We start from the raw sequence: 24,901 nt of genomic DNA on the forward strand, positions 1-24,901 counted from the left end.
CTTTTACCTGCTGATTCGCTCATGCTGACAGCCTACGGCGGTGTCCCGTAGACAAGAGGAAACCACAAGCCCGCGTGGTGCGGGGTTGTGTCAGACCTAGTCCTCAGGGAACGGGGTGGTGGCACTTGCCACTCGTCGCCGCCCCCGAGGAGGCCGCGCAGTTGCTGCGATCCTGGCCGAGGGGGGGACGGGCTGCCGCCGAGACTGCGCAGTCAGTGACTGTGCCCCCTGTTAGGGGTGACCATTGACAGAGGAAAGACGTGCCAAGACACTTAGGGGTGAAACTTCAACCTCACTCAGGCAGGACTCTCCAGTGTCGAAAAAGTCAATGTGCAGATTTGCCGCCCTGGCGCTAACCCTGGCTCTGCCCCTCGCAGCTGCCCCTGTGGCAGCTGCAGAAACCCCGGCGTCCACGTCCGCTGCTGCCGAAGTCTTTGATGAAGCAGCCGCAGCGCGCTACTTCGAGGCCGTGGACAATGCCACTAGCGACGACGAAGCACGCGCTGCTCTCAACGACTTCCTGGGCGCTGACGTAGCAGCCCAGGCTATCCAGGAAAACTCCGCGCGGCCCGGCCAGATCACTCCACGTGGGGCGGGGACCTTCCTGAGCTGCATTAAGGGTAAGGCCTCTGATGACGTGAAGTCGGTTTTTGACATCAATGTCGTCGCCGCAGCAATTGGCCAGAAGAACTACGCCAAGGCGGCTAAGGAAGCCGTTAAGTACCTGGCAAAACAGGGCATCAAAAGAAACGCCGCGGTGCTAGCTGCTATGTTCGCTTACTGGGGCTTCCAATGCCGAGGCAGCTGGTAGAAAGACCATAAATGACAGAACACTCGTTCGGTAGATGGGGCCAAATATTTAAGAGATTCGTCCTCCGGTGGGTGGTTATGGTCCTTATTCTGGGGGCGTACTCATTCCTCCGGGTTGCGTTTGGATGGGACGCCGAATTTGATCGGTCTAGGTTCGCCGACTTCGTCGCTCTTGGGACGCTCGGGCTGGCGCTGCTGGCGATTTACACGGAAAAGCCGTCATAGCTCATTCCCGGCGCCGACAACGATCCCCGCACCGTGGGTGCGGGGATCGTTTCGTTGTATCAGTGCAGCCTGAACGGCCTGACCGGCTCACCGGTCAGGTTGTACCCAGGCCGGGGATAGGCCCAGCCGCTCTTCTTCTCCCCCGGCAGCGGGTCGCTGAACACGATCACCGAAATCAGCTCAGGGACGCTGGATTCGCTCCATTTATCGTGCGAGATGTCCACTCTGAACTGGTAAAACTCGCCGTCGGCGGCCTGTAGCCACGTCGCCCAGCTACCCGGTGATCGGTCCGCTTCGGCGTCGCCCGGGCGGATCAGCTGATCATCGCCGCCGACCGCGGTGTAGGCGTCCAGGCAGAGCCGGGAGAGCGCCACACCGTCGATGGGCAGCTCCGCACCGAGCATCTCCCAGGCGGCGGCGAGGAGGCCGTCCAGGTCCTCGGTGCGGTCCACGGAGCAGGACTTGATGAACGCCGCGGTCCGCTTCGATGGGGAGCTGCTGAACAGGGCGACGACGTGGTCCGGCCCGCCCTCGTGATGGTTCAGGCGGGCGTAGGGGTAGAGCTTCATTGAGCTGGCCTTTCATTCGTTGCGGGCGTAGTGCCCAGTGTCCCAGAGGGACGGGGAAACAGTCAGGGTGAGAGGATAAGTGGCTCTTCGCGATACGGAGTGTGTAGCTGACGGTGGGGCAGCTGCGGTGTGTCACAACATGAAGAGGCCCTGGCCGGTACAAGATGAGAGTTGCGAAGCCATCATCTGAACCGAACCAGGACCCTAGAAGTGCACACTACTGGCAACCTCGTCGCTGACACCATCTGCCGCACCGCTGAAATCGGATTGACCATCACCGACGCCGCCGATGCCGGCCTGTTCACCGCCATCGACGCCGCCCCGGTGGCCGTCGACGATCAGTGCCCTGGCTGTAAACATCCGGGTGTGCTGCGAGATCACGTCACCCGGCAGCTGGTGGACCTGCCTGTAGTCGGCTTCCCGACGAGGCTTCACGTCCGTGTCCCGCGGTTCACCTGCGCCAACGATGCCTGCGGTCGGAAGATCTTCCAGGCCTCGCTGGCGTGTGCTGACGACGGGGCGAAACTGACCCGGCGGGTGACTCGCTGGATTCTGCTACGCCTGGCCGTCGATCGCATGAGTGTCTCGGCGACAGCGAAAGCCCTAGGTGTCGGGTGGCAGCTGGTCAACAAGATCGCGGTTCAGGCATGCCGCAACCTTGTCTACGACTCCGGCGATCACCTCGCTGACGTGTGGATACTAGGGGTCGACGAGCACGTGTGGAAACACACCCGCCGTCCCGGCGATCCCTCCTCGATGGTCACGGTGCTGGTGGATCTGACCCCACTGGTCGATGGGCGCGGGCCAGCGCGGTTGATCGACATGCGGCCTTCGGCGCAGCGCCGAGGTTCTACGAAGCTGGTTGCAGCAACGCAGCGAAGCGTTCCGCGAGTCGGTTCAGGTGGTGACGATGGACGGCTTCGCCGGCTACGCCACCGCCGTGGCCCACGCCCTGCCCGCGGCGACGAAGGTGATGGACCCATTTCATGTGGTGCACCTGGCCGCCGAGAAGCTCACCGGGTGTCGGCAACGCCTGCAACGAGAAACGACCGGGCGGCGTGGACGCAAGGATGACCCGCTGTACAAGCACCGTCGTAGCCTGATTACCAGGACGAACTTCCTCACCGACCGGCAGAAACAACGGCTGAATCTGCTGTGGGCCACTGACGACGATCACGTCGCTTTGCAGGTCACCTGGGCGTTCTACCAGGACGTCATCGCCGCGTACGGCCACCCGGACAAGTCACGGGGCAAGAAGTTGATGTCCAGGGTGATCGACATTCGTGTCGCGTAACTGGGATCAGGCCAGCCCACTGCTTCCGCGCACCGTTGCACGCTCCAGTCGGTCATCTGGAGCAGTTCAGCGAACCTCTCTGCCCGGAGCCGCGCGAGCACTCTCATCGGCGAGACGGCGAAAGCGGAGTTGAACAACCGGGTGAGTTGAGAAGTTGAGAGATTAACCTGACGCGCGAGATCAGTGGCCGTCCACCGCCGCGCGAGATCTCTACGGAATGCGGTGATGATCGCACGCACCTCCTGTCTCGGAATCGTGACCGGGTACGGGTCCACTGGCTGGTCGAGCGTGGCCAAGAAGCGCAGCGACGCGCCCAGCAGCCCAAAACTGACGGGTTCGGTGGGAACATCACACTCCGCCAACCGGCGTGCCCGCTGGACGAACGTCGTGCGTTCGCCCGCGGAAGGTCGGAGTGTGAGAATCTGGCCGTACCCTTGGGCCGCAGCATAGAGCGTAGTAGCGATCGGCATCGACATGCTCGCCCACGAAAGCTGTTGTGTCAGGAACTCAGGGTCGAGGTAGAGCGTGACGGTCTCCACTGCCGAGAGTGGGCGGCCACCGACTCGTGCTCGTGCAGGCAGAACCGCAACATCACCTTCTCCGAGCGAGACAACACGGTCATGATGATGCAGGTTCGTCCACCCCGCCGTGGCGACCACGATATTCGCCTCCGGATACGCAACCGGATCGACCTCTCGGTCATGAAGAACCCGGCGCACACGCAGCGGACGACCGCGCATCACCGCTCCTTCACGATCACGAACGTCCCAGCTTCTACATGATGGTCATCGCACGATCACCAAATCAGGGTGGATCGAAGTTCACGATTCTCGTCACTCACGGCGACCGTTTCGTGCGCCTCGCACGGTAGTGGTCGCGGATCGGTCCGATGAAGCCCCACATGAGTGCGGTGAACGCGGCCACGATGATCCAGTAGATCAGCCAGAACGAGTGGGACAGCCCCGCGATCGCGATGCCGATCACCAGCAGCAGGATCGTGATCGTTGAGGCGGTCAGGCAGCGCAGCCGGTACTGCATGCTCGTGCGCTCCGGTACTGTCGGGAGCTGATTATCGGGTAGGTCGGTGTATTTTCGGGCGAAACGTCGGTCGAGCCGGCGGATGATCTCCGGCCCAAAGACCACGGAGAAGCCGACGTAGAACGCAGCAAGGCCATGGGTGAAGTCGGAGGACGCTCCGTTAGCCAGATCGACGAACGTCAGTGCAATGATCGCAAGGTCCACGACCGGAGTGAGGATCAGTAGCACATTGGAAACGGCGCGCCACTTGAGCAGATAACGTACCGCGAGCCCTCCCAGTAGTAAGCACCAGAAGAGAACTTCTCCTGCGACGATATAGGGCAGCATCCGTGTTCTTCTCCTGGCAACGACTCAGCGGTTTATTTTCGCTCAACTGTACCATGATAGTCTGGTTGCATGCCGAAGATCGTTGATCACGGCGCTCGGCGGGATGAGATCAGATGGGCTGTGGCGCAGCTGATCGCAGAGCAGGGCGTGCACGCAGTCACTGTTCGAGCCGTCGCTGCTGTCGCCGGTTACCAGCCGTCGACACTGCGTCACTACTTCCCGAACAGTGACCAGATGCTCGCCCACGCGCTCATCGTTGTACGCGAACGACAGAAACAGCGGCTTGCCACGATCGTCTGGCCGAGCGACATGCGGACAGCATTCCGAGAAGGCTGGCTACAGGCGCTTCCGGTCGATGCCGACCGGCTCACCGAAACGCACGTCTGGCTCGCAGTGAGCCTGACCGCCCGATCCGACGTAGCACGCCGCATCCTCGCCGAGATCAACGAGGGACTCGACCAACTCTGCAACGCGACGGTCGAGGCGCTGACTTCCCCCGACAAGCAAGCGGCCACGGCTCTCGCCCTACGCGCGTTCACCGACGGACTCGCCCTCGGAGCAATCGCACAGCCGGAACGATTCACCCCACAACGAATCACAGAGAGCCTGGACTTCTACCTCACCTCCATCCACAACAACGGGACCCGGCTCGGGACGTAGTCACGGCTTCCCCTAGTGGTATCAAACACGACATGTGGTATTGCCGGTACCTGCCGGACCCACCCCCACCGCCAGTGCCGCCGACGAGCACAGCAGGTGGTTGACGAACTCGCGCTTATCAGGCTCTTCGCGATACGGAGTGTGTAGCTGACGGTGGGGCAGCTGCGGTGTGTCACAACATGAAGAGGCCCTGGCCGGTACAAGATGAGAGTTGCGAAGCCATCATCTGAACCGAACCAGGACCCTAGAAGGGTGCTGTTGCAAAGCTGGTATCAGTCGGTCAGGATCGGTGCTCATGGGCATCTTCTCCGGTAGGCACTACCCCAAAGACGTGATTCTCTGGGCTGTGCGTTGGTACTGCCGATACGGAGTGTCCTACCGCGATCTCGAGGAGATGCTCACCGAGCGCGGTGTGCCGGTGGATCACACCACCATCTACCGTTGGGTTCAAAAGTACGGCCCCGAACTGGATAAACGCACCCGGTGGTACCGTCAAACCTCCCCTTGGTTCTCCGATTCCTGGCGGGTTGATGAGACCTACATACGGGTCGGTGGGAGATGGTGCTACCTCTACCGGGCAGTCACCGCAGACGGTCGAACCTTGGATTTCTACATGTCCACTAAGCGCAACACGACAGCAGCGACACGGTTCCTGGGTAAAGCACTGCGTTGTGCTGGTCACCGCAGCCGAAACGGTGAGTGCCCCGGTGGGCCTAGGGTGATCTGCACCGACAAAGCACCCACCTACGCAGCGGCGATCGCAGCGCTGATCGACGAGCATAAGCTGTCGACGACAGTGGAGCATCGGCAGGTGAAGTACCTCAACAACGTGATCGAGGGGGATCACGGCCGGCTCAAACGGATCCTGGGGCCCAAGGGTGGCGGGTTCAAGACCCCGGTGTCTGCCTACCGGACGCTACAAGGAATGGAGGCGATGCACGCGCTGCGCAAAGGCCAGGGCAGGATGTTCGCCTTCGGGTGTGCGAACCCGGATGTGGTGATCGTGGCGAAAGCCTTCGCAGACGCCTGAGAGACCAGGGCTACGGGGGGGTGGACCGCCTTCTCGATCGGCGACCGGGCACCGCCAGCTCAACTTTGCAACAGCACCAGGGTGACTCCGGTACACGGGTGCTCAACGGTCAACTTCTCACCGTCCGGCAGATCACCTCCGACGGGGCGTTGCACTGCTTCGACCCCCAGTCGCAGAGCCAGGTCACACTGCCTGCGGACTACGTAGCCTCCCACACCCAGCTCGGCTACGCCTCCACCGTCCACCGGGCCCAGGGCGCGACCGTGGACACGACCCACAGTCTCGTCGACGCGAAACTCGACCGCAACGGCCTCTACGTCGCTGTGACCCGAGGCAAGACAGAGAACCGACTCTACGTTGATGTGTCCGCCCCCCTGGACACCGACGCTGAGGACGGTCACGTCCACCACTCCGGTGACGAGGACGCCCCCAGTGCCGAACACATCCTGCACGGCATTGTCCACCACGATCACACCCAGTTGTCGGCGATCGACGAACTGCGCGCACAGCAGAACGCGGCGACTGACCCTGAGCGGATCACCGCCCTGTACCGGGAGGGAGTCGCCCGGGCCACCGCCGTGTACACCGACACGGTGACACCGTCCCTGATCGACTCTTTGCCCGTGGCCGTTGCAGCGGGGATCGAGGCTGACCCCGACGGTCGGGAAGCGATCGAACACGCGGTCAGTTACGCCGCGTCCCACGGAATAGACGCGAGGGAACTGTGGGCACAGGCCAGTGAGGACCTGGACGGGGCGGACAGTGCCGGCCGACTGATTGCCTGGCGACTGCGCAGTGCCGTCGACAGAGCCACCACCACCGACGTCGCCGCCGTCGAGGTTGCCGATGACGGCCCGGTCCTGTCCTGTCCCCCTCCCCGGATACCGGGAACGGACATGGAACTGGCCGGGTGGCTGGACACCACCTACAAGACCCTGACCGCACCCACAGACAGTGAGACGGTGCAGGAGGAGACCACCTACCGGCCGCAGGCTGTCGAGTGGGTTGACCGAGTCCGTGCCCAGTCATCGGGGTTCGACGGGCTCAGTGCCACGGAACTGGACGAAGTCGTCGACCAGGTCGCCGCAGCGATGCAACAGGGCGTGGACCTGGACGGCCAGGTACCGGCAGCGGCAATCAGGGTCGACGGGCTCGTCGACCCTGAGGGCACACCGGTCAGCAGACTCACCGAGTTCATCGACGAAGAGCTCTCCGCGGCCGAGGCTGACGACACTGATTACACCGGCGGTGGCAGCTCTGCGACCGACTATGGCCACGCGATGACCGACAACGGCTACGACTACGGGGCCGGGGGTCTTGGCTTCGGTGGTGATCAGCAGTGGGGCACGAACGTCGACTACCCCGACACGGGCCTTGACCTCGACTAGACCGTCAGACTTTCACTGTCGGACGGACGCGCTGCTTCTGTCCGCTCTGTCAACTCAGTGTTCCTGAAACCCGAGTTTTTTGTTCATTGATGACTGCATACTAAAAGCTCCGAAAACTAATCCTGTCATAATTGCAGACAGTGCCGGAGTTATATCGCCAAGGATAAGGTAAGCAATACCCACAATTGCCCCAAATGAAAAGAACACGGTCGGAAGAAAACGTGAGGGCTTTTTCTGGTTATTTCTTGTAGACCAGAACCCTAGAATGGCAATGAAAACAAACATTGTCATTCCTGCGAAGAATCTCCAACCGCTCACGCCTGCCACAAGAGGGACTACGACGATCGCCGCCACTAGGCATGTTGCTCCTGATATTATCAGATTCCAACGCCTGTAATCTCGTTGCTTGTCGACCATCCTCGTAGTACTCCTTTCTCGACCTCGACAAAACTTCTATCTGCAGTATCCGCCAGTGTAGTGCTCTGGGGAAACGCCGATACGCGGGGGGATAAGACCGCCCGTGGCTCCCAGCTTGAGTTGGAGGCATTTGTTCTGCGCTACTGCCGCTGTGGCCCAGATGCCGATGTTGATAACATTGGCTCCAATAACGGCGCTGAACGGCGGTGGAACGAGAGCGAGCCAGGGGAGAGCTGCCAGTCCGCCACCCGCTGCCGCAGCGGCGGCTTTCCTTGTCTCTTCCTTGTTAAGATACACATGTCCGGAAACGATACCCCAGTTGAACTTTGGATCGGCCACTACTGGGAAGGCTGTGTTGGAGTCGAAGTCAACTACCTGAACGAGTCTGCTGCCCTGAATCTCAAAATGGGTTGGAACATCAGCGCCGTTGGCATCTTTAGCCCATGGTTTCTCGAATGCTCCCTGAGGGAACCTGTCAGAGTTGAGTGATACTGTACCGTCCTCCATCAATTCCAGACGGTCATCGGGGCCGAGTTCAACAGGAAACGCATACTGACGTGGTGCGTTCTCATTGTTGATGTGAATCAAAGTCTGGGCTCCGTCATCGAGCTCTTTTGATTCAAAACTGTAGGATTCAGGTCCTACACTATCGGGGGTGTTCAGAGCTCTAGCTCGGATTTGGGTGTCGGCGAGCTCGCTGGATGGAGTTGACCAGGTAACCGTCGTGTCGTTGTACGGCGACGCGGTGGAAACGTCATCATTGCCTGCTACGACTGCTTGGGCTGGGCTTGCAGCGATGGCGCAGCACGCCGCGAGGGCTGCCGCTGCTATGCTCTGCGAGATTTTACGATACATAGGAGAGTTCCTCTTAGAACGTATGGATAACCCGATAAGTAAGGGTTGACTGAACCATACGTGATATGGGCTATCTCTGCAATAGGTAAACCTATGTCCACGTCGCAGCTATCTTCTCTACCCCACCCGGGCGGCGTCGACCCTCCGAGGCGCGGCGTAGGCGGTGATCCCGATGCACACGATCGTCGCCACAGTCGACACCTGCGACCAGTCCCCCGACAGCAATCCCCCACCCAGAACGCACACGGCCACCCCGGCGACGGTCAGAGCGATCACCGCGATACCGAACAGGGCGTCATTGCCGGTGTCCACCACCAGCATGTACGACAGGCCCACACCCACCCCGACGATGCCGGTGGCCACCCCTGTCACCACATAGGCCGGCACCGTTGCCGGCGGGAAGACAGTCAGCGTGGCAACCACCCGGTCGACAATGAGCACCACCGCGAACGTCACCACCGCAGCCAAGATCCCGAGCACTGTCAGGTTCACCGTCAGTCGTTGCGGGTCGAACTTCCCGGCAAGCAGTTTCCTGCCCTCGTCCCGGTGGACCGGAGGCGGATAGGCGGTCTCCTGATAGTGCTGATCCGGTGGTGTCACCGGCTGGCCGATCGGCAGGATACGGGTCTGACGGCCGGCGGGATCATCCCAGGGATCACCCGGGTAGGAACCTCCGGTGCCCATCACAGCTCCGCCCCGGCCGACTGGTCGGCCTGTGTGGTCTGCGCCTGTTCATCGGTGGCGCTGACTGACAGGTCAGCAAACCCTGGGGTCGACTCATCGGCCAGGGCCTGACCCAGATCCCCGGTGAACGCCGCTGCCCCGAACCCGGCAGCCGCGACAGCGCCCACCTCAGCTCCGACGTCGGCCAGATCATCCTGCGAGGTGTCCGGACTGTCGGCGATCTCCGGTGCCGGTTGGGCAAGTCCGAGCTGTTCGGTCCGGGCATTCACGGCATCTTCGAGGGCGTCGGCCGCGGCGACCGTCCCGGCGACAACCAGAGCACTCGACGCGGCGGCCACCCCCGGGGACATGACGTGGTGGGAACTGGTCTGCCCAGTGGTCTGCTCGGTGGTCTGCACCGTTGTCGCCACGCTCGTCTGGCCGGGTCTGACGACCTGCTCCCCAGCGGCCGCGGCAACCGGTTCGCGGGGGATGCGGGTCCTGTCGGGCCGGCCGGGACGCTGGTCGGCCAGACTGTCCCACTGCTGCCTGGTCTCGGGGGTGCTGTTGCAAAGCTGGTATCAGTCGGTCAGGATCGGTGCTCATGGGCATCTTCTCCGGTAGGCACTACCCCAAAGACGTGATTCTCTGGGCTGTGCGTTGGTACTGCCGATACGGAGTGTCCTACCGCGATCTCGAGGAGATGCTCACCGAGCGCGGTGTGCCGGTGGATCACACCACCATCTACCGTTGGGTTCAAAAGTACGGCCCCGAACTGGATAAACGCACCCGGTGGTACCGTCAAACCTCCCCTTGGTTCTCCGATTCCTGGCGGGTTGATGAGACCTACATACGGGTCGGTGGGAGATGGTGCTACCTCTACCGGGCAGTCACCGCAGACGGTCGAACCTTGGATTTCTACATGTCCACTAAGCGCAACACGACAGCAGCGACACGGTTCCTGGGTAAAGCACTGCGTTGTGCTGGTCACCGCAGCCGAAACGGTGAGTGCCCCGGTGGGCCTAGGGTGATCTGCACCGACAAAGCACCCACCTACGCAGCGGCGATCGCAGCGCTGATCGACGAGCATAAGCTGTCGACGACAGTGGAGCATCGGCAGGTGAAGTACCTCAACAACGTGATCGAGGGGGATCACGGCCGGCTCAAACGGATCCTGGGGCCCAAGGGTGGCGGGTTCAAGACCCCGGTGTCTGCCTACCGGACGCTACAAGGAATGGAGGCGATGCACGCGCTGCGCAAAGGCCAGGGCAGGATGTTCGCCTTCGGGTGTGCGAACCCGGATGTGGTGATCGTGGCGAAAGCCTTCGCAGACGCCTGAGAGACCAGGGCTACGGGGGGGGTGGACCGCCTTCTCGATCGGCGACCGGGCACCGCCAGCTCAACTTTGCAACAGCACCTCCCCCGTTGCCTTGATCGTGTCCCCGATGTTACGGGGACACGATCAAGGAAACGGGTAGGTCAAGCCTGAATGCGCGAATGAGATCGGCGCCCAACCTGAAGTCGGTGACGTGTCACCTATGGTAGGATAGTGCACGTCCGCGGACGTCGCAGAACCACGGGTCCGCAGAGCCACCAACACTCACCAAGGAGTCCCCTCACCATGACCAGCATCGGAATCATCGCCGGATCCACCCGCCCCGGAGCGCTGAACCCCCAGGTCGTCACCTGGGTCAAGGCCCAGCTGGACGAGGCCGGCGTGGAGAACACCGTCGTCAACTTCGGCGACTACGACCTGCCCGTCCTCGACGAGCCTATCCCCGGCGGCGCTCACCAGTACGCCAACGAGCACACCAAGGCCTGGGGCGCGGCCCTGGAGCCCTTCGACGGTTACATCGTGGTCACCCCGGAGTACAACCACTCCGTGCCCGGCCCGCTGAAGAATGCCGTCGACTTCGTCGGCTCTGAGTTCCGCAACAAGCCCATCGCCTTCGCCAGTTACGGCGCGGACAAGGGAGTGCGCGCCGTGGAGAACTGGCGTGTGGCCTTCGCCAATTTCGGGGCTGCGACGGTGCGTGACACGGTGGCGTTCTCCATCTTCACGGACTTCACCGACGGGAAGTTCACCCCGCAGGACGTCTCCACCGGTCCTTTCCCCTCCCTGCTGCGTACCCTGCTCGCCTGGGCTGACGCCTTCCAGGAGGTCCGCAAGAAGCTGGGGTAGATGGTCTAGACTCGTCGGGAACGTTTTCGACCACCGAACCCGATGACTAAGGATTGTCCCTGTGAGCCACACCCGGCCCGCCCTGTACCGCTCCCGAGCCCTCGCTGTCGCCGTGGCGGTGTCCACCGGGCTGGCGCTGGCGTCCTGCTCCTCCGATGAGGGGGACGCCGCGGCCACCTCGTCCGCCACCACCACAGCGGAGGAGACCACCGAGGCGCAGGACGTCCTGCCGGACTCCGCGGCCCTCGCCGAGATCCTCGACCGCGCGGTCGATCCCGAGGTGCCGACCGAGCAGAAGGCTGACACCGTCGAGGACGGCCACGAGGCCGCCGAGCTGTTCGAGGTGATGACCCGGGCGAAGCAGGAGTCCGGTGCCGAGATCGAGGTCATCGACCCGGTACTGCCCGGCGAGACCCCCGAGATCGCGACGGCCTCGGTACGGATGACACTGCCGGATCAGGAACAGGACTTTCAGGATTCCGTCGAGTTCGTCAAGCAGGACGAGCAGTGGAAGCTGTCCCGTGCAGCGGCCTGTGGTCTGGTGGAGAAGGTCGCCGCCGACCAGGTGCCGCCGGTGTGCGGTGGAGACGCCGAGGGGCAGGACCCGAACGCCGACGACCCGAACGCTGAGCAGGACCCGAACAACCCGAACGATCCGAACGCAGAGGGTCAGGAACAGCAGGATCCGGCACCGGAGCCCGAGCCGCAGCCGGAACCCCAGCCCGAGCCGGATCCCGCCCCGGCCCCGGCCGGTGACCCGGCGATCCGTGACGCACTGCTGGGCGCCGGTGTGGACCCCGCGACAGCCGACCAGCTCGCCGCCAACCCGGACGCCACCATCGCCGCAGCCGAGAGTATGGGTATCGACCGTGGCACCGCCGAGCAGTTCCGCACCAACCCCCAGGGTGCCGTCGACGCCCTGAGGGCCGCCGGCATCGACCCGGTGACCGCCGCCCCGATGCTCGCCGCGCAGCTGTAGAAATAACTGACCCGACCTGCTGATTGTTAGATTAGGTACCCCCTTAATCTAACAAGGATTCGCCGATCCGTGGATTCTTGACAGATTAGCGCCGCCCCGATGCTCACCGCGCAGCTGTAGGGGCCTGGCGCGGCGTTCTAGAACGCGACGATGCCGACGATCGCCGCGTTGAGCATATTGGTGAAGAAGCCACCGAGCAGGGCGAACGGCCCCATCTTGGCCACGTCCGCCCGACGCTCCGGTGCGAGACCACCGATTGCGCCGATCTGGATGGCGATGGAACTCAGGTTCGCGAAGCCGGCCAGCGCGAACGTCGCCAGCATCACGGACTTCGGATCCAGGTCGTCCACCACCTCGCTGAAGGAGGTGAAACCGACGGACTCGTTGATGATCGTCTTCTCCGCGATGAAGCTGCCGACCTGCATGGCGTCCTGCCACGGCACGCCGATCGCCCAGGCCAGCGGGCCGAACACGATCCCGAAGGTACCCTCCAGCGACCAGTTGTCCTGGCCGAACCAGCCGCCGATGCCGCCGATCATCGCCGAGAGCATCGCGATGATGGCGATGAGCAGGCAGCCGATGGTCACCGCGATCTTGCCGCCTGACATCGCACCCTTGCCGACGGCGTCGATGATGTTCTTCGACTCGGTGTCGCGGACGTCCTTCACCGTGGCGTCCACCTCGGACTTCTTGGTCTCCGGCATCAGTCCCTTTCGCGACCAGCAGGGAGCCTGGGGCGTTCATGATGGACGCTGCCAGCAGGAACTCCAACGGTGCACCCAGCAGTGCATAGCCCAGCAGGGTGGAGCCGGCGACCGAGGCGAAACGACCGGTCATACAGGTGAAAAAGCTCCGATTTCGTGAGCTTCGGCAGGTAGGGGGCGATGACCAGCGGGGCCTCGGCCTGGCCCAGGAAGATCACCGTGGAGGCTTACACGCCCTCGACCTTCGAGGTGCCCATCAGGTAGTTGATGGCGGTGCCGACGTAGTGGACGATGTACTGGATCACCCGCAGGTAGTACAGGGCGGCGATGATCGCGCCGAGCACGATGATCACCGGCAGCACGTTGAGGGCGAAGATGAAGCTGTCCTCCTCCATGCCGAACAGCTCACCGAAGACGAAGGAGGTGCCGTGATTGGTGAAGTCGGAGAGTTTCTGGACACCCTCCGAGACCTTGATCAACGCCTGCAAGCCGACGTCCCACTTGAGCACCAACAGTGCGAAGGCGACCTGGAGGGCGAGGCCCACGCCGAGGGTGCGCCAGCGGATGTGCTTGCGCGCCCGGGAGAAGGCGTAGATCAGCGCGAAGATGGCGAGGATGCCGATGATCCCCTGGAATCTCTCCATCACAGGTCTCCTGGGCCGAAGGCGAAGGGCAGGATGTCGGTGAACGGGTGCGACTCCGGTCCGGTGTCACCCTCGACGATCACGCGCTGGCACCCGAACTCGTGGAGTACCTGCCGGCAGGCGCCGCAGGGGAAACAGGGGGAGGCCTTGAGCCCGGTGACGGCGACGGCGAGGATCGTCGGTGCCGTCGGTGCCGTCGGTGCCGCGGCTGAGGCGTCCGGTGTGTCCTCCGGTGCGTCCTGCCTGGAACCCTCGGCGATCATGCGGGTCACCGCGGTGCGTTCGGCGCAGATCCCGAGTCCGTAGGACGCATTCTCGACATTGCAGCCGGTCACCACCCGCCCGTCGTCCAGCAGGAGCGCCGCGCCGACCGGGAAGCCGGAGTACGGTGCGTAGGCCTTGTGTGCGGCCTCGTGGGAGAACGCGAGGAGCTCAGCGTCGGAAGGCGGGGAGGGAGCGGAGGGAGACCGTGGAGAGGAGGGAGAGGATGGAGCTGGATCAGGCGGATACTGCATGGCAGGACATCCTTAGCCGTTGACGGGGCATGTGCAGGCGATGATAATGAATGTCATAATCTCCGGCAATATATATGGACGCATAACCGGCCTTCCACACGCCACGCGAACACTGCGTAGTACCGCACAAACACCGCACCAACACCACGCGAACACCGAAGGGGTTGCACCTCATGGCACACACCGAGAAGTTCGACGTCGTCGACGTCATCCGCAACAAACGCGACGGGGGAGAGTTCACCGACCCGCAGATCGACTGGGTCATCGACGCCTACACCCGTGGCATCGTCGCCGAGGAACAGATGACCGCCCTGGCCATGGCCATCTTCCTGCGCGGTATGAACCGTGCCGAGATCGCGCGCTGGACCCAGGCGATGATCGACTCCGGCGACCGGATGGACTTCTCCCACCTGTCTAAGATCACCACCGACAAGCACTCCACCGGCGGCGTCGGCGACAAGATCACCCTGCCGCTCGCCCCGCTCGTGGCGTCCTACGGGGTCGCGGTACCGCAACTGTCCGGACGCGGCCTCGGGCACACCGGCGGCACCCTCGACAAGCTCGAGGCGATCCCCGGCTGGCAGGCGAACCTGACCAATGAGCGGCTCACCGAGATCCTCGAGGGCCCCGGCTGCGTGATCTGCGCCGCCGGCTCCGGCCTCGCCCCGGCGGACAAGAAGCTCTACGCGCTGCGCGACATCACCGCCACCGTCGACTGCATCCCGCTGATCGCCAGCTCGATCATGTCGAAGAAGATCGCCGAGGGCACCGCCTCCCTGGTGCTGGACGTCAAGGTCGGTTCCGGTGCGTTCATGACTTCGCAGGACGACGCCCGGGAGCTCGCCGAGACCATGGTCGCGTTGGGTCAGGACGCAGGGGTCGCCACCACCGCGCTGCTCACCGACATGTCGGTGCCGTTGGGACGCGCCATCGGCAATGCGCTGGAGGTCCGCGAGTCCGTCGAGGTGCTCGCCGGTGGTGGGCCGTCCGATGTCGTCGAGCTGACGTGTGCGCTGGCCCGGGAGATGCTCGGTGCGTCCGGCATCGGCGGGCCGAACGGGCAGGACGCCGACGTGGAGGACGCTCTGGCCGACGGCCGCGCGATGGACGCGTGGCGCGAGATGATCCGCGCCCAGGATGGTGATCCGGACGCTGAGCTGCCGGCCGCCGTGCACACCCACGACGTGGTCGCGTCGTCGGACGGGGTGCTCGCCGAGACCGACGCCCTGGCCTTCGGTGTGGCGTCCTGGCGGCTCGGTGCCGGACGTGCCCGCAAGGAGGATCCGGTGCAGGCTGGTGCCGGTGTCGAACTGCACGCGGTGAAGGGGGAGAAGGTTTCGGCAGGTCAGAAGCTGTTCACGTTGCACACGGACACGCCGGAGCGCTTCGAGCGTGCACTCGAGGTGCTGGAGACGGGATACTCGGTGGAGGCCGGTGGCACCGGCGCCGACACCGCACAACGCTCCGTGATTCTGGACAGGATTGGATAGTAGATGACCAACGACCACAGCAGCGACCCACGTAGTGATCTGAGTAGCGACCGCGATGGTCAGCGTGCCCGCGACACCACCCGTGACGAGCTCGCGCAACTGATCGACCACACCCTCCTCAAGCCCGAGTCCACCGCCGCGGATGTCGCAGCGATGGCCGCCGAGGCCGGGGAGCTGGGAACCTACTCGATCTGTGTCTCTCCCTCGCAGCTGCCGGTCGAGGTCCCGGGCGGGTTGCACGTTGCCACCGTGGTCGGCTTCCCGTCGGGTGCGGTGAAGCCGGAGATCAAGGCCGCCGAGGCTGCCCGCGCGGTGGCGGACGGTGCGGGGGAGGTCGATATGGTCATCAACATCGCGCTGGCGAAGGAGGGGCGTTTCGACGAGCTGACCAGCGAGATCGCTGCGGTGCGTGCCGCCGTTCCCGCGCCAGGGGTGTTGAAGGTGATCATCGAGTCTGCCGCGCTGACCGACGAGGAGATCGTGGCCGCGTGCAAGGCTTCCGAGGAGGCCGGGGCGGACTTCGTGAAGACCTCCACCGGCTTCCACCCGGCGGGCGGGGCGAGCGTGCGTGCGGTGTCGCTGATGAACGAGACGGTCGGGGGACGGCTCGGCATCAAGGCGTCCGGCGGGATCCGCTCGCTGGCAGCGGCGCAGGAGATGATCGCCGCCGGTGCCACCCGCCTGGGCCTGTCATCCTCCGCCGCGATCCTCGCCGAGCTCGAGGCTGAAGCAGGGGAGTAGGCCCCGCCCCACCTTCCGGCCCCGCCCACACCACCTGTCAGATACGTGGGACGAATCGATGGTCTTCCGGCCGGATCACGACGATCCGTCCCACCTATCCGACAGGGGAGGGTCTGGCCATCTGACCGGGGCGGTTCTGGTCAGCTGGCGCCTGCGACCGCGTCCGCCAGGAACTCCCGCCAGTCCTCCGCGTCGTAGTTGGTGTGCGCGGAGATGTCGTCGGTGATGCTGCCGACGTCGAAAGACTCCAGCGCGCAGACCACGTCGCCGCCACGGCAGGCGGACAGGATCCGCGACTCCCAGTCGGACGGCAGCGGCTCCTCCGAGGCACCGGAGTCGAAATCCCACTGGTCCCGGGCCAGCTGGGCGATGCCCTCGTAGTCGTCGGTGTCGTAGTCGTCGATGGTCGTGACCTTGTCATCGGGCAGCTTGTCCCCGTCGCCGATGAGGACTCCGGCGACGATGCTGTCGACCGACCCGAGTTCAAGCAGGGCGCGTCGCAGAGCCATCGCACCCTGGGAGCACCCGGCGACGACGATCTTTGATTCCGGGCACTCGTCGACGGTGTCGTTGATTGTGTCCTTTGTTGCTGAGACACCCTCGGCGACGGACTCGAAGTAGTCCTCCCACGTCTCCTGCTTCAGGCTCACCGGCACGGCCATCGCGGGGTACTCCACCGCCCGCAGGTTGATCGACGTGTCCTCGGGGAGGTCGGCTTCGAGGTTGGCGTAGGTGACCGCGACGATGTCACCGACCTCGGCGACGACGTCGACATCCGGGGTCTCGGAGTCCCCGTAGTCCTCGTCTTCGATGTCTTCCTCATCCATCTGGTCCTCGGCGCTGTGCCCGCCGTCACGCTGACCCGACCCGGCCACGCCGATGAACTCGACGTCGCTGCAGGACGCTGCGTTGGTCGGGCCGTCGTCCCCGGTCTGGGTGACGATCACTCCGACGGTCACGCCGACCGCGACGACAACTGCCACCCCTCCGGCGGTGAGAAGGATCGTCCGTCGTCGTGAGGAGCCCTTCTTGGAGGAGAACATCCGTGCTGTCCTGTCGTGGTCGGTGTTGGCTCGGGAGCGGGGAAGTGAGACACCCGTAGTCTACGGCGGACCCGGGGTGCGCAACATAGACGGAGAGGTCACTTTCTGGCGCCTAACGTGACCTCTCCGTCTATGTTGCGCCGGTTGCCCGCATGTCCCCCGCCCGCCGCCCGCCGGTCCCCGCAGTCACCCCTGCTCCCAGGACAACTTGAACACAGTATTGTAAAGGACGGCTTCCTGGCAGGTCAACGTATGTTCACGTACCGTACGAAGAGTGCAACTTCTACGCCTTTTGGCCGCGTACGCACGCCCGTACCCCGGGTATCTCGTCGCGGTCATCCTCCTCCAGGTAGTCGCCACCCTCGCGACGCTGTACCTGCCCAGACTCAACGCCGACATCATCGACAAGGGTGTCTCCACCGGGGACATCGGATACATCTGGTCCACCGGCGGCATCATGCTCGGTGTGGCCTTCGTCCAGGTCATCGCCGCCATCGCCGCCACCTGGTGCGCCGCCCGACTGGCCATGGCCGTCGGGCGCGACATCCGCCGTGACGTCTACCGCCGCGTCGACCGCTTCAGCGCCCAGGACATGGGCACCTTCGGCGTACCCACCCTGATCACCCGTGGCACCAATGACGTCCAGCAGGTGCAGATGGTGTTCGTCATGGCATTGAGCTTCCTGGTGATGACCCCGATCATGTGCATCGGCGGCATCGTCATGGCCCTGCGCGAGGACGCCGGACTGTCCTGGCTGGTCTGGGTGTCCGTGCTGGTCCTCGCCGTGGTCGTGAGCTTCATGGTGTCCCGGCTGGTCCCGCTGTTCGCGTCGATGCAGGACCGGATCGACCGGATCAACCTGGTGATGCGCGAGCAGATCACCGGCATCCGGGTGATCCGCGCCTTCGTCCGCGAGAAGTTCGAGACGAAGCGCTTCGACGACGCCAACAAGGCCGTCGCCTGGGTGTCTGAACGCGTCGGCCGGGTGTTCGTCCTGGTCGGTCCGGTGATCATGGTCATCCTGCACACCGCGACCGCGGCCGTGCTGTGGTTCGGTGGGCACCGGGTGGAGGACGGCGCCATCGAGGTCGGTTCGCTGACCGCGTTCATGCAGTACCTGCTGCAGATCCTGGTGGCGGTGATGATGGTGTCGTTCGTGGTGATGATGCTGCCGCGCGCCATGGTCTGTGCGGCGCGCATCAGCAAGGTCCTCGACCACGACCCGTCGATCGTTGAGCCGGAGAAGGACCCGGAGGTCCAGGTCAAGCGACTGGGTGTCCCCGGCAGTGCCGCCGACACAGCCGCCGCCGACACAGCCGCCGCCGACACCACCGCCGAGCTCGAGTTCCGCAATGTCTCCTTCACCTACCCCGGCGCCGAGGAACCCGTCCTGCACGACATCAATTTCACCGTGCGCCCGGGCCAGACCACGGCGATCATCGGGGCCACCGGCTCCGGAAAGTCGACCCTGGTCAACCTGATTCCGCGCCTCTTCGCCCCGACGTCCGGCAAGGTCGTGATCGGCGGGGTGGATGTCGCGTCGATGCCGCGCGTCGACCTGGCCCGCCACGTCGGCCTGGTTCCGCAGAAGGCGTACCTGTTCTCCGGGACCGTGGCGTCCAACCTGCGTTTCGGCAACCAGGAGGCCGCGGACGAGGAGCTGTGGGACGCGCTGCGCGTCGCCCAGGGTGAGGACTTCGTCCGGCACCGTGGCACCGGGGAGAAGGCCGGCCTGGCGTCCCCGATCACCCAGGGCGGCACGGACGTCTCCGGTGGTCAACGCCAGCGCCTGTGCATCGCCCGCGCGCTGGTCGCCAAGCCCAGCGTCTACGTCTTCGACGACTCCTTCTCCGCCCTCGACGTGCGTACCGACGCCGCGCTGCGCACGGCGTTGCGTCCCACCGTGCAGGACGCAGCGGTCGTCACCGTCGCGCAGCGGGTGTCCACCATCCGCGACGCCGACCAGATCCTGGTGCTGGACAAGGGCACCATCATCGCCCGCGGATCCCACGATGAGCTGCTGGACTCCAGCAGCACCTACCGGGAGATCGTCGAGTCCCAGATGGAGGCGCAGCGATGAGTGACGCAACTGATACTCCCGAGGTCCTCGAGGTCGCCGACCGCGAGGGCGAGTCGGCACCGCGCTCGGCGAAGGCCTTCTGGCCGTCGATGCTGCGTCTGATCGGATTGATGGGCTCCCGCAAGGTCGGGATGTTCTGGGTCTTCGGCCTGCTGGTCATCTGTGTCGGGTTGTCGGTCTACGCCCCGAAGGTGCTGGGTGACGCCGTCGACGTGATCTACGACGGGGTTCTCGCCCGCTGGTCCGGGGACGTCGCCCCCGGCGAGACGGCCATCGACTTCGGTCACCTGGGCACCCTGATCGGTGTGGTGCTTGGCATGTACCTCATCGCCTCGGTCTTCGACTGGGCGCAGGGGTTCATCCTGAACCGCATCGTGGTCAAGGTCGTCCTGGATCTGCGGTCGGATGTGGAGCGCAAGGTCCACCACCTGCCGTTGCGCTACTACGACGCCCAGAAGAAGGGCGACATCCTGTCGCGCACCACCAACGACATCGACAATGTGCAGGCTGCATTGCAGCAGGCGTTGGCGAGTTTCGTCTACTCGATCCTGATGATGCTCGGTGTCACGGTGATGATGTTCACCGTGTCCTGGCAGATGGCCCTGCTGGCGTTGACGGTGCTGCCGGTCACCGCGGTGCTGGTCGGCATCGTCGGTACGAAGGCGCAGAAGCAGTATGCGGCGCAGTGGGCGAACACCGGCAAGGTCAACGGGCATGTCGAGGAGTCCTTCACCGGGCACGACCTGGTCGTTGCCTACGGTCGTCAGGACGATATGGCCAAGGCCTACGACGAGCACAACGAGGAACTGTTCCAGGCCAGTGCGAAGGCGCAGTTCCTGTCCGGCATGATGATGCCGCTGATGCAGTTCATGAACTACCTCAGCTACGTGATCATCGCCGTGGTCGGCGCGCTGCGGGTGGCAAACGGCAGTATGAGCCTGGGCGCGGTCACCGCGTTCATCCAGTACTCCCGTGAGTTCAACCAGCCACTCGGCGAGCTCGCCGGCATGATGACGATGGTGCAGTCCGGTGTCGCCTCCGCCGAGCGCGTCTTCGAGCTGCTCGACGCCGGGGAGGAGGTGCCGGACGTTTCCACCGTGGACGCCGCAGCGTCCGACACGAAGGGTGCGCAGGACGCACCGGCGGTGCCGGGTGCGCAGGACGCACCGGCGGTGCCGGGTGCGCAGGACGCACCGGCGGTGCCGGGTGCGCCGGTCTCGCCGCGCACGTCCCGCGGTCGCGTGGAGTTCCGCGACGTCGACTTCGGCTACTCCGAGGACGTCCCGCTGATCAACGACCTGAACCTGGTCGTGGAGCCAGGCCAGACCGTGGCCATCGTCGGGCCGACCGGCGCGGGCAAGACCACCATGGTCAACCTGGTGCTGCGGTTCTACGACGTCACCGGAGGAGCGATTCTCGTCGACGGCGTGGACACCCGCAGGATGACCCGGGCGGACCTGCGCTCGCGCACCGGCATGGTGCTGCAGGACGCCGTCCTGTTCGAGGGCACCATCCTGGAGAACATCCGCTACGGCAGGTTGGACGCCACGGACGAGGAGGTCATCACCGCGGCGAAGGCCGCCTACGTCGACCGCTTCGTCCACTCCCTGCCGGAAGGCTACGACACCGTCATCGACCAGGACGGCGGCTCGGTGTCCGCCGGCGAGCGCCAGCTGATCACCATCGCGCGCGCGTTCCTGGCCGAACCGGAGATCCTCATCCTGGACGAGGCGACGTCCTCGGTGGACACCCGGACCGAGGTGCTGGTGCAGCAGGCGATGAATGCGATCCGTGCGCAGCGAACGTCCTTCGTCATCGCGCACCGGCTGTCCACGATCCGCGATGCCGACCGCATCCTGGTGATAGTGGACGGTTCCATCGTGGAGCAGGGGTCCCACGAGGAGCTGTTGGAGGCCGACGGATCCTACGCTGAGCTGTACCGCAGCCAGTTCGCCGCCGGTGGCGCGGTGGAGTAAACCGGGTGGACGCCCGCCGTGAGATGAGGACAATGGGCTCATGAGGTACTCCCTGGTCGAACTCGCTCCCGTCACTCCCGGACACTCCAAGTCGGAGGCGCTGCACCGGGCGCTCGATGCCGCGGTGGAGGCCGAACAGCTCGGCTACCACCGGATCTGGTTCGCCGAGCACCACAATGCCCTCGGTTACGCCGCGCAGGACCCGGTGTCACTGATCGCCCTGGCCGCCGCCCGGACCGAACGCATCCGCGTCGGCTCCGGGGCGGTGCTGCTGAACCACTACAGCCCGTACTCCGTGGCGGAGAGGTTCCTGCAGCTCGAGGCCCTGTCGCCGGGGCGGGTCGATCTCGGCCTCGGCCGTGCCACCGGGGGGCCGGTGGCGGATGCCGCGCTGAAGCGCGACCGCAGTGCCCCGATGCAGGACGACTACGCCACACAGATCCAGGAGATCCTCGCCTACTACCACCACGCTTTCGACGAGAATCACCCGTTCGCCACGCTGGATCCCACCCACGGGATCGACGGGGTTCCGGAGGTGTTCACCCTTGGATCGTCCGGCAGCAGTGCCGGTCTCGCCGGCCAGCTCGGCATCGGCTACTCCTTCGCCGGATTCATCAACCCCGGCTCGGCGCATGCGGCGTTGAGCGCCTACCGGGACAACTTCGAGGCCACGCCCTTCGGGCCGGGGTCACCGCAGAGCATCCTCGCGCTGAACATCGTCGCCGCGCCCACCCAGGAGGAGGCACTGCGGCTGACCTGGCCCAACCGTGCGATGTGGGCGGATCTGCGCGCCGGGAAGCAGGGGCCGGTGCGGTTGCTGGCGGATGCGGACGCCCACCTCACCGAGGAGCAGAAGAACGCCCCGGCCCAGGTCGACGGGCTGGCCCTGCCGCAGTGCCTGGCCGGCACCCCGGAGTCCTTGCGTGAGCAGCTCCAGCCGGTGGTGACGGAGTTCGGTGTCACCGAGATCATGGTGCAGGACGCGCTGAACGATCCCGAGCTACGCAGCCGGTCCCGCGCGCTCATCGCCGAGGCGCTCGCAGACATCGAGGTGTGAGTGTCGGCGACTATCCTCGAGCCCATGGCCTATGAACTCAGCGATTCCATCACCGTCGCCGCCTCCCCGGCGGACGTCCACGCCCTGGTCAGCGACATCACCCGGACCGGGGAGTGGAGTGCCCAGTGCTACAAGGCGCAGTGGGACGACGCCGTCACCGCTGAGGTTCCCGCGGGTTCCCGCGTCGGCGCGACCTTCACTGGCCACAACCGCACCGACGAGCGGGAGTGGAGCACCGTCTCCGAGGTGATCGTCGACGAGCCGGGCGTGGAGTTCGCCTGGCGGGTGACCTCGTCCGGTACCGAGTGGGGCTTCCGGATGGAGGCGGTGAACCGCCGGGATGACGCGACCGTCCTCACCGAGTTCACCCGTTTCACCGAGCAGGGTGAGGCCTACTTCGTGGAGAAGTTCGGGGAGGACGCCGCCGCCCAGGAGGCCCAGCGCGAGGAGACCGCGACCTACGGCATCACCGAGACGCTGCACACCGTCCGCGGCATCATCGAGGGCTAGCGTCCTGATCGCTAAGTGTCCCCAATTCGGTCATTCCATGTGTGGTGGAGTTACCGAATTGGGGACGCTTAGCTTCGCGCCGCGTGTGGAGAGCCAGGTGTCCCTACGCGACCCGGTTCGCGCCCACAGTCCCGCCTACGTCTGCTGCGCCTTCTTGCTGACCTTGCCGACGCCGGTCAGCGGGAACTCGTCGACGATCTCGATGATGTCCGGGATCGCATAGGACGCCAGCACCTTCACCAACGTGCGGTGAGCCAGGTCGATGAACTTACGGTCGACCAGGTCAGGGCGGTAGGCGAGCACGATGCGGAAGGTGTCACCCGGCGGTGAGACCACGGAGACGGGGAAGTCCGTCCGGCCGTCGGTGTGGATCTCGCCGACGCTGATCGTGTCGGGGTCGGCGTCAGCGCCGGAGTCGCCGGACCCGGCAGCGGGGAAGTTGTCGTGCACCACCAGCGAGTCGAACAACGCGCCGCAGCCGGCGAGCTGCTCGATGCGCACCAGCGGGGTGGCGTCGTGCGCGCTCATCCGGGCCTGGGTGCGGCCGATGGTGCCTAGTAGGCCGTTCAGATCCTGCTCCGGGTCGACGGTGGCCCGGGCGGGCACGGTGTTGATGAACAGGCCGACGGTGTTTCCGATGCCCGGCAGCTCGGTGGGACGCCCCGACACCGTGGTGCCGAAGAGGACGTCGGAGTCACCGGTCAGCGACGCCAGGCTCAGCGACCACGCGGCCTGGAGCATCGTGTTCGGGGTGACCCCGTCCTCGGCGGCGCGGTCCAGGAGGGCGGACGGTGACACCGCACTGTTATCGCTCATCTCACCGGTGACCTCGCGGAGGCACTCGCCGCGTCCGGGGCCATCTGTGCCGCTTGTCTTGTCTGTGTCGACTGTATCAACGCTGTCAGCGGTATCGGCGGCGACCGGCGGTGCGATCTTGCCCACCAGGGTGCCGTGCTCCAGGCCGTCCAGGCGCTCAGACCAGGCGTCCTCGTCGACTCGGGCGTCGCGGCGTCCCAACCAGTCGAGGTAGTCGGAGTAGGGGGCGGCGTCCGGCATGGCGACAGGAACGTCCGGAGCAGGACGCTCCGGCGATCCCGTCGAAGGACCGGTCCTCGTCGCCTCGTCCGTGGCGGTCGACGGCCGCCTGCCGGCGACCTCGGTGAGCATCAACGGCTCGGAGAAGTTGCTGGTCACCGGCCCGAACGGGTCGGGGAAGTCGACGCTGCTGGCGGTGCTGGCGGGCACGCTTGTGCCGGACGGCGGTTCGGTCAATGCTGCGTCGGTGTCCGTCGGGCATCTCACGCAGGACGTCTGGCTGCCCGATCCCTACGACCGCGGCGAGGACCGTACCGTGGAGCGCACCTACCGTGACCTGGTCGGGGAGCCTCTTGCAGACCAGGTGCCGTTGTCCACCTTCGGACTGGTGCATCCGCGCGACGAGTCCCGGCCGTTGGCTGAGTTGAGCCTGGGCCAGCAGCGCAGGGTGGAATTGGCAGTGCTGCTGGCGGACCCGCCGGACGTGCTGCTGCTCGACGAGCCGGACAACCACCTGTCGTTGTCCCTGGTCACCGCGCTGGAGCAGGCGATACCGTCCTACCCGGGCGCGGTGGTCGTGGCGTCCCACGACCGGTGGCTGCGCAAGCGCTGGCGCGGCGAGCGCCTGGAACTGTGATCGAAGGTCTCGTCACCTGGAGTTCACCTGAG

24 protein-coding genes and 2 pseudogenes are annotated in these 24,901 nt (G+C 64.9%); 15 read left to right on the forward strand and 11 right to left on the reverse strand.

The window, feature by feature from the left end; translation table 11 throughout:
- Positions 1 to 313: 313 nt before the first annotated feature.
- Positions 314 to 811, forward strand: a complete 498-nt coding sequence (locus ACTXPP_RS03610; protein WP_301526017.1) for a hypothetical protein — start codon at positions 314 to 316, stop codon at positions 809 to 811.
- Between the two features lie 283 nt (positions 812 to 1,094).
- On the opposite strand, the gene ACTXPP_RS03615 is transcribed toward ACTXPP_RS03610, so the two are convergent.
- Positions 1,095 to 1,604 carry a hypothetical protein gene (locus ACTXPP_RS03615; protein ID WP_301520789.1) on the reverse strand — a complete coding sequence of 170 codons (510 nt, stop codon included), beginning with the start codon at positions 1,602 to 1,604 and terminating at the stop codon, positions 1,095 to 1,097.
- 210 nt (positions 1,605 to 1,814) lie between these two features.
- On the opposite strand from ACTXPP_RS03615, the pseudogene ACTXPP_RS03620 reads away from it, so the two are divergent.
- Positions 1,815 to 2,880, forward strand: a pseudogene (locus ACTXPP_RS03620) (ISL3 family transposase); the annotation flags it as partial.
- Here the strand turns inward: ACTXPP_RS03620 and ACTXPP_RS03625 are convergent.
- Both ACTXPP_RS03625 and ACTXPP_RS03635 read right to left on the reverse strand, forming a co-directional pair.
- On the reverse strand, positions 2,808 to 3,638 hold the full coding sequence (locus tag ACTXPP_RS03625; RefSeq protein ID WP_301520787.1) for a helix-turn-helix transcriptional regulator: 831 nt from the start codon (positions 3,636 to 3,638) through the stop codon (positions 2,808 to 2,810). The pseudogene ACTXPP_RS03620 and the gene ACTXPP_RS03625 overlap by 73 nt on opposite strands.
- A 97-nt stretch (positions 3,639 to 3,735) precedes the next feature.
- Positions 3,736 to 4,263: a hypothetical protein gene (locus ACTXPP_RS03635; protein WP_301520786.1), complete on the reverse strand. Its 528-nt coding sequence runs from the start codon at positions 4,261 to 4,263 to the stop codon at positions 3,736 to 3,738.
- Positions 4,264 to 4,332: 69 nt separating this feature from the next.
- On the opposite strand from ACTXPP_RS03635, the gene ACTXPP_RS03640 reads away from it, so the two are divergent.
- The 3 genes from ACTXPP_RS03640 (at position 4,333) to ACTXPP_RS03650 (ending at position 7,341) form a co-directional block, all read left to right on the forward strand.
- A complete protein-coding gene (locus ACTXPP_RS03640) occupies positions 4,333 to 4,923 on the forward strand; it encodes a TetR family transcriptional regulator C-terminal domain-containing protein (RefSeq protein WP_443340931.1) in 591 nt (196 codons plus the stop codon).
- A 295-nt stretch (positions 4,924 to 5,218) separates the two neighbouring features.
- Positions 5,219 to 5,953: an IS6 family transposase gene (locus tag ACTXPP_RS03645; protein ID WP_443340932.1), complete on the forward strand. Its 735-nt coding sequence runs from the start codon at positions 5,219 to 5,221 to the stop codon at positions 5,951 to 5,953.
- A 65-nt stretch (positions 5,954 to 6,018) separates the two neighbouring features.
- Positions 6,019 to 7,341 (forward strand): hypothetical protein, encoded by a 1,323-nt coding sequence (locus tag ACTXPP_RS03650; protein WP_443340934.1) that lies wholly within the window; start codon positions 6,019 to 6,021, stop codon positions 7,339 to 7,341.
- Positions 7,342 to 7,395: 54 nt separating this feature from the next.
- On the opposite strand, the gene ACTXPP_RS03655 is transcribed toward ACTXPP_RS03650, so the two are convergent.
- From ACTXPP_RS03655 to ACTXPP_RS03670, 4 genes are all read right to left on the reverse strand, one after another.
- Positions 7,396 to 7,695, reverse strand: a complete 300-nt coding sequence (locus tag ACTXPP_RS03655) for a hypothetical protein (protein WP_141331798.1) — start codon at positions 7,693 to 7,695, stop codon at positions 7,396 to 7,398.
- Positions 7,696 to 7,794: 99 nt separating this feature from the next.
- Positions 7,795 to 8,613, reverse strand: coding sequence for a hypothetical protein (locus tag ACTXPP_RS03660; RefSeq protein WP_443340936.1), 819 nt, complete (start codon positions 8,611 to 8,613; stop codon positions 7,795 to 7,797).
- Between the two features lie 117 nt (positions 8,614 to 8,730).
- Positions 8,731 to 9,297, reverse strand: coding sequence for a hypothetical protein (locus ACTXPP_RS03665; protein ID WP_443340938.1), 567 nt, complete (start codon positions 9,295 to 9,297; stop codon positions 8,731 to 8,733).
- Positions 9,297 to 9,707, reverse strand: a complete 411-nt coding sequence (locus ACTXPP_RS03670) for a hypothetical protein (protein WP_443340939.1) — start codon at positions 9,705 to 9,707, stop codon at positions 9,297 to 9,299. Before ACTXPP_RS03670 ends, ACTXPP_RS03665 begins: the two co-directional genes overlap by 1 nt.
- A gap of 173 nt (positions 9,708 to 9,880) precedes the next feature.
- On the opposite strand from ACTXPP_RS03670, the gene ACTXPP_RS03675 reads away from it, so the two are divergent.
- The 3 genes from ACTXPP_RS03675 (at position 9,881) to ACTXPP_RS03685 (ending at position 12,437) form a co-directional block, all read left to right on the forward strand.
- A complete protein-coding gene (locus tag ACTXPP_RS03675; protein WP_443340932.1) occupies positions 9,881 to 10,615 on the forward strand; it encodes an IS6 family transposase in 735 nt (244 codons plus the stop codon).
- A gap of 282 nt (positions 10,616 to 10,897) precedes the next feature.
- Positions 10,898 to 11,458 carry an NADPH-dependent FMN reductase gene (locus tag ACTXPP_RS03680; RefSeq protein ID WP_301499089.1) on the forward strand — a complete coding sequence of 187 codons (561 nt, stop codon included), beginning with the start codon at positions 10,898 to 10,900 and terminating at the stop codon, positions 11,456 to 11,458.
- A gap of 61 nt (positions 11,459 to 11,519) precedes the next feature.
- Positions 11,520 to 12,437, forward strand: a complete 918-nt coding sequence (locus ACTXPP_RS03685; protein ID WP_301525361.1) for a WKL family lipoprotein — start codon at positions 11,520 to 11,522, stop codon at positions 12,435 to 12,437.
- A gap of 137 nt (positions 12,438 to 12,574) precedes the next feature.
- Here the strand turns inward: ACTXPP_RS03685 and ACTXPP_RS03690 are convergent.
- Positions 12,575 to 13,785 (reverse strand): annotated as a pseudogene (locus ACTXPP_RS03690) (NupC/NupG family nucleoside CNT transporter).
- Positions 13,785 to 14,300, reverse strand: a complete 516-nt coding sequence (locus tag ACTXPP_RS03695; protein ID WP_443340941.1) for a cytidine deaminase — start codon at positions 14,298 to 14,300, stop codon at positions 13,785 to 13,787. Before ACTXPP_RS03695 ends, ACTXPP_RS03690 begins: the two are co-directional and overlap by 1 nt.
- Before the next feature lie 173 nt (positions 14,301 to 14,473).
- On the opposite strand from ACTXPP_RS03695, the gene ACTXPP_RS03700 reads away from it, so the two are divergent.
- Positions 14,474 to 15,790 carry a thymidine phosphorylase gene (locus ACTXPP_RS03700; protein ID WP_443340943.1) on the forward strand — a complete coding sequence of 439 codons (1,317 nt, stop codon included), beginning with the start codon at positions 14,474 to 14,476 and terminating at the stop codon, positions 15,788 to 15,790.
- 3 nt (positions 15,791 to 15,793) lie between these two features.
- A complete protein-coding gene (gene deoC / locus ACTXPP_RS03705) occupies positions 15,794 to 16,531 on the forward strand; it encodes a deoxyribose-phosphate aldolase (protein WP_443340946.1) in 738 nt (245 codons plus the stop codon).
- Between the two features lie 140 nt (positions 16,532 to 16,671).
- Here the strand turns inward: deoC and ACTXPP_RS03710 are convergent, their stop codons facing one another.
- On the reverse strand, positions 16,672 to 17,574 hold the full coding sequence (locus ACTXPP_RS03710) for a cutinase family protein (RefSeq protein ID WP_443340948.1): 903 nt from the start codon (positions 17,572 to 17,574) through the stop codon (positions 16,672 to 16,674).
- Positions 17,575 to 17,848: 274 nt separating this feature from the next.
- Between ACTXPP_RS03710 and ACTXPP_RS03715 the strand changes: the two genes are divergently transcribed.
- The 4 genes from ACTXPP_RS03715 to ACTXPP_RS03730 are packed head-to-tail and all read left to right on the forward strand — an operon-like array spanning position 17,849 to position 23,197.
- Complete coding sequence (locus tag ACTXPP_RS03715) at positions 17,849 to 19,654, forward strand: ABC transporter ATP-binding protein (RefSeq protein ID WP_443340950.1); 1,806 nt, start codon at positions 17,849 to 17,851, stop codon at positions 19,652 to 19,654.
- A complete protein-coding gene (locus tag ACTXPP_RS03720) occupies positions 19,651 to 21,630 on the forward strand; it encodes an ABC transporter ATP-binding protein (RefSeq protein ID WP_443340952.1) in 1,980 nt (659 codons plus the stop codon). The genes ACTXPP_RS03715 and ACTXPP_RS03720 overlap by 4 nt, the downstream gene beginning before the upstream one ends.
- A gap of 40 nt (positions 21,631 to 21,670) precedes the next feature.
- Positions 21,671 to 22,687: an MsnO8 family LLM class oxidoreductase gene (locus ACTXPP_RS03725; protein ID WP_443340953.1), complete on the forward strand. Its 1,017-nt coding sequence runs from the start codon at positions 21,671 to 21,673 to the stop codon at positions 22,685 to 22,687.
- Between the two features lie 24 nt (positions 22,688 to 22,711).
- A complete protein-coding gene (locus tag ACTXPP_RS03730) occupies positions 22,712 to 23,197 on the forward strand; it encodes an SRPBCC family protein (protein WP_301498261.1) in 486 nt (161 codons plus the stop codon).
- 135 nt (positions 23,198 to 23,332) lie between these two features.
- On the opposite strand, the gene ACTXPP_RS03735 is transcribed toward ACTXPP_RS03730, so the two are convergent.
- On the reverse strand, positions 23,333 to 24,253 hold the full coding sequence (locus tag ACTXPP_RS03735; protein ID WP_443340955.1) for a condensation domain-containing protein: 921 nt from the start codon (positions 24,251 to 24,253) through the stop codon (positions 23,333 to 23,335).
- Between ACTXPP_RS03735 and ACTXPP_RS03740 the strand changes: the two genes are divergently transcribed.
- Positions 24,252 to 24,869 carry an ATP-binding cassette domain-containing protein gene (locus ACTXPP_RS03740; protein ID WP_443340956.1) on the forward strand — a complete coding sequence of 206 codons (618 nt, stop codon included), beginning with the start codon at positions 24,252 to 24,254 and terminating at the stop codon, positions 24,867 to 24,869. The genes ACTXPP_RS03735 and ACTXPP_RS03740 overlap by 2 nt on opposite strands.
- The last annotated feature ends 32 nt before the right edge of the window (positions 24,870 to 24,901 follow it).

The organism is Candidatus Corynebacterium faecigallinarum, from assembly GCF_052264515.1.
In the GTDB taxonomy this organism is placed as follows: Bacteria; Actinomycetota; Actinomycetes; order Mycobacteriales; family Mycobacteriaceae; genus Corynebacterium; species Corynebacterium faecigallinarum.

What these genes read in the sequence shown, in the direction of transcription:
- ACTXPP_RS03615 (WP_301520789.1), bottom strand. Translation starts at nt 1,604, where the DNA reads ATGAAGCTCTACCCCTACGCCCGCCTGAACCATCACGAGGGCGGGCCG.
- ACTXPP_RS03625 (WP_301520787.1), bottom strand. Translation starts at nt 3,638, where the DNA reads ATGCGCGGTCGTCCGCTGCGTGTGCGCCGGGTTCTTCATGACCGAGAG.
- ACTXPP_RS03635 (WP_301520786.1), bottom strand. Translation starts at nt 4,263, where the DNA reads ATGCTGCCCTATATCGTCGCAGGAGAAGTTCTCTTCTGGTGCTTACTA.
- ACTXPP_RS03640 (WP_443340931.1), top strand. Translation starts at nt 4,333, where the DNA reads ATGCCGAAGATCGTTGATCACGGCGCTCGGCGGGATGAGATCAGATGG.
- ACTXPP_RS03645 (WP_443340932.1), top strand. Translation starts at nt 5,219, where the DNA reads ATGGGCATCTTCTCCGGTAGGCACTACCCCAAAGACGTGATTCTCTGG.
- ACTXPP_RS03660 (WP_443340936.1), bottom strand. Translation starts at nt 8,613, where the DNA reads ATGTATCGTAAAATCTCGCAGAGCATAGCAGCGGCAGCCCTCGCGGCG.
- ACTXPP_RS03665 (WP_443340938.1), bottom strand. Translation starts at nt 9,297, where the DNA reads ATGGGCACCGGAGGTTCCTACCCGGGTGATCCCTGGGATGATCCCGCC.
- ACTXPP_RS03675 (WP_443340932.1), top strand. Translation starts at nt 9,881, where the DNA reads ATGGGCATCTTCTCCGGTAGGCACTACCCCAAAGACGTGATTCTCTGG.
- ACTXPP_RS03680 (WP_301499089.1), top strand. Translation starts at nt 10,898, where the DNA reads ATGACCAGCATCGGAATCATCGCCGGATCCACCCGCCCCGGAGCGCTG.
- ACTXPP_RS03695 (WP_443340941.1), bottom strand. Translation starts at nt 14,300, where the DNA reads ATGCAGTATCCGCCTGATCCAGCTCCATCCTCTCCCTCCTCTCCACGG.
- ACTXPP_RS03700 (WP_443340943.1), top strand. Translation starts at nt 14,474, where the DNA reads ATGGCACACACCGAGAAGTTCGACGTCGTCGACGTCATCCGCAACAAA.
- deoC (WP_443340946.1), top strand. Translation starts at nt 15,794, where the DNA reads ATGACCAACGACCACAGCAGCGACCCACGTAGTGATCTGAGTAGCGAC.
- ACTXPP_RS03710 (WP_443340948.1), bottom strand. Translation starts at nt 17,574, where the DNA reads ATGTTCTCCTCCAAGAAGGGCTCCTCACGACGACGGACGATCCTTCTC.
- ACTXPP_RS03720 (WP_443340952.1), top strand. Translation starts at nt 19,651, where the DNA reads ATGAGTGACGCAACTGATACTCCCGAGGTCCTCGAGGTCGCCGACCGC.
- ACTXPP_RS03725 (WP_443340953.1), top strand. Translation starts at nt 21,671, where the DNA reads ATGAGGTACTCCCTGGTCGAACTCGCTCCCGTCACTCCCGGACACTCC.
- ACTXPP_RS03730 (WP_301498261.1), top strand. Translation starts at nt 22,712, where the DNA reads ATGGCCTATGAACTCAGCGATTCCATCACCGTCGCCGCCTCCCCGGCG.
- ACTXPP_RS03740 (WP_443340956.1), top strand. Translation starts at nt 24,252, where the DNA reads ATGGCGACAGGAACGTCCGGAGCAGGACGCTCCGGCGATCCCGTCGAA.
- ACTXPP_RS03735 (WP_443340955.1), bottom strand. Translation starts at nt 24,253, where the DNA reads ATGCCGGACGCCGCCCCCTACTCCGACTACCTCGACTGGTTGGGACGC.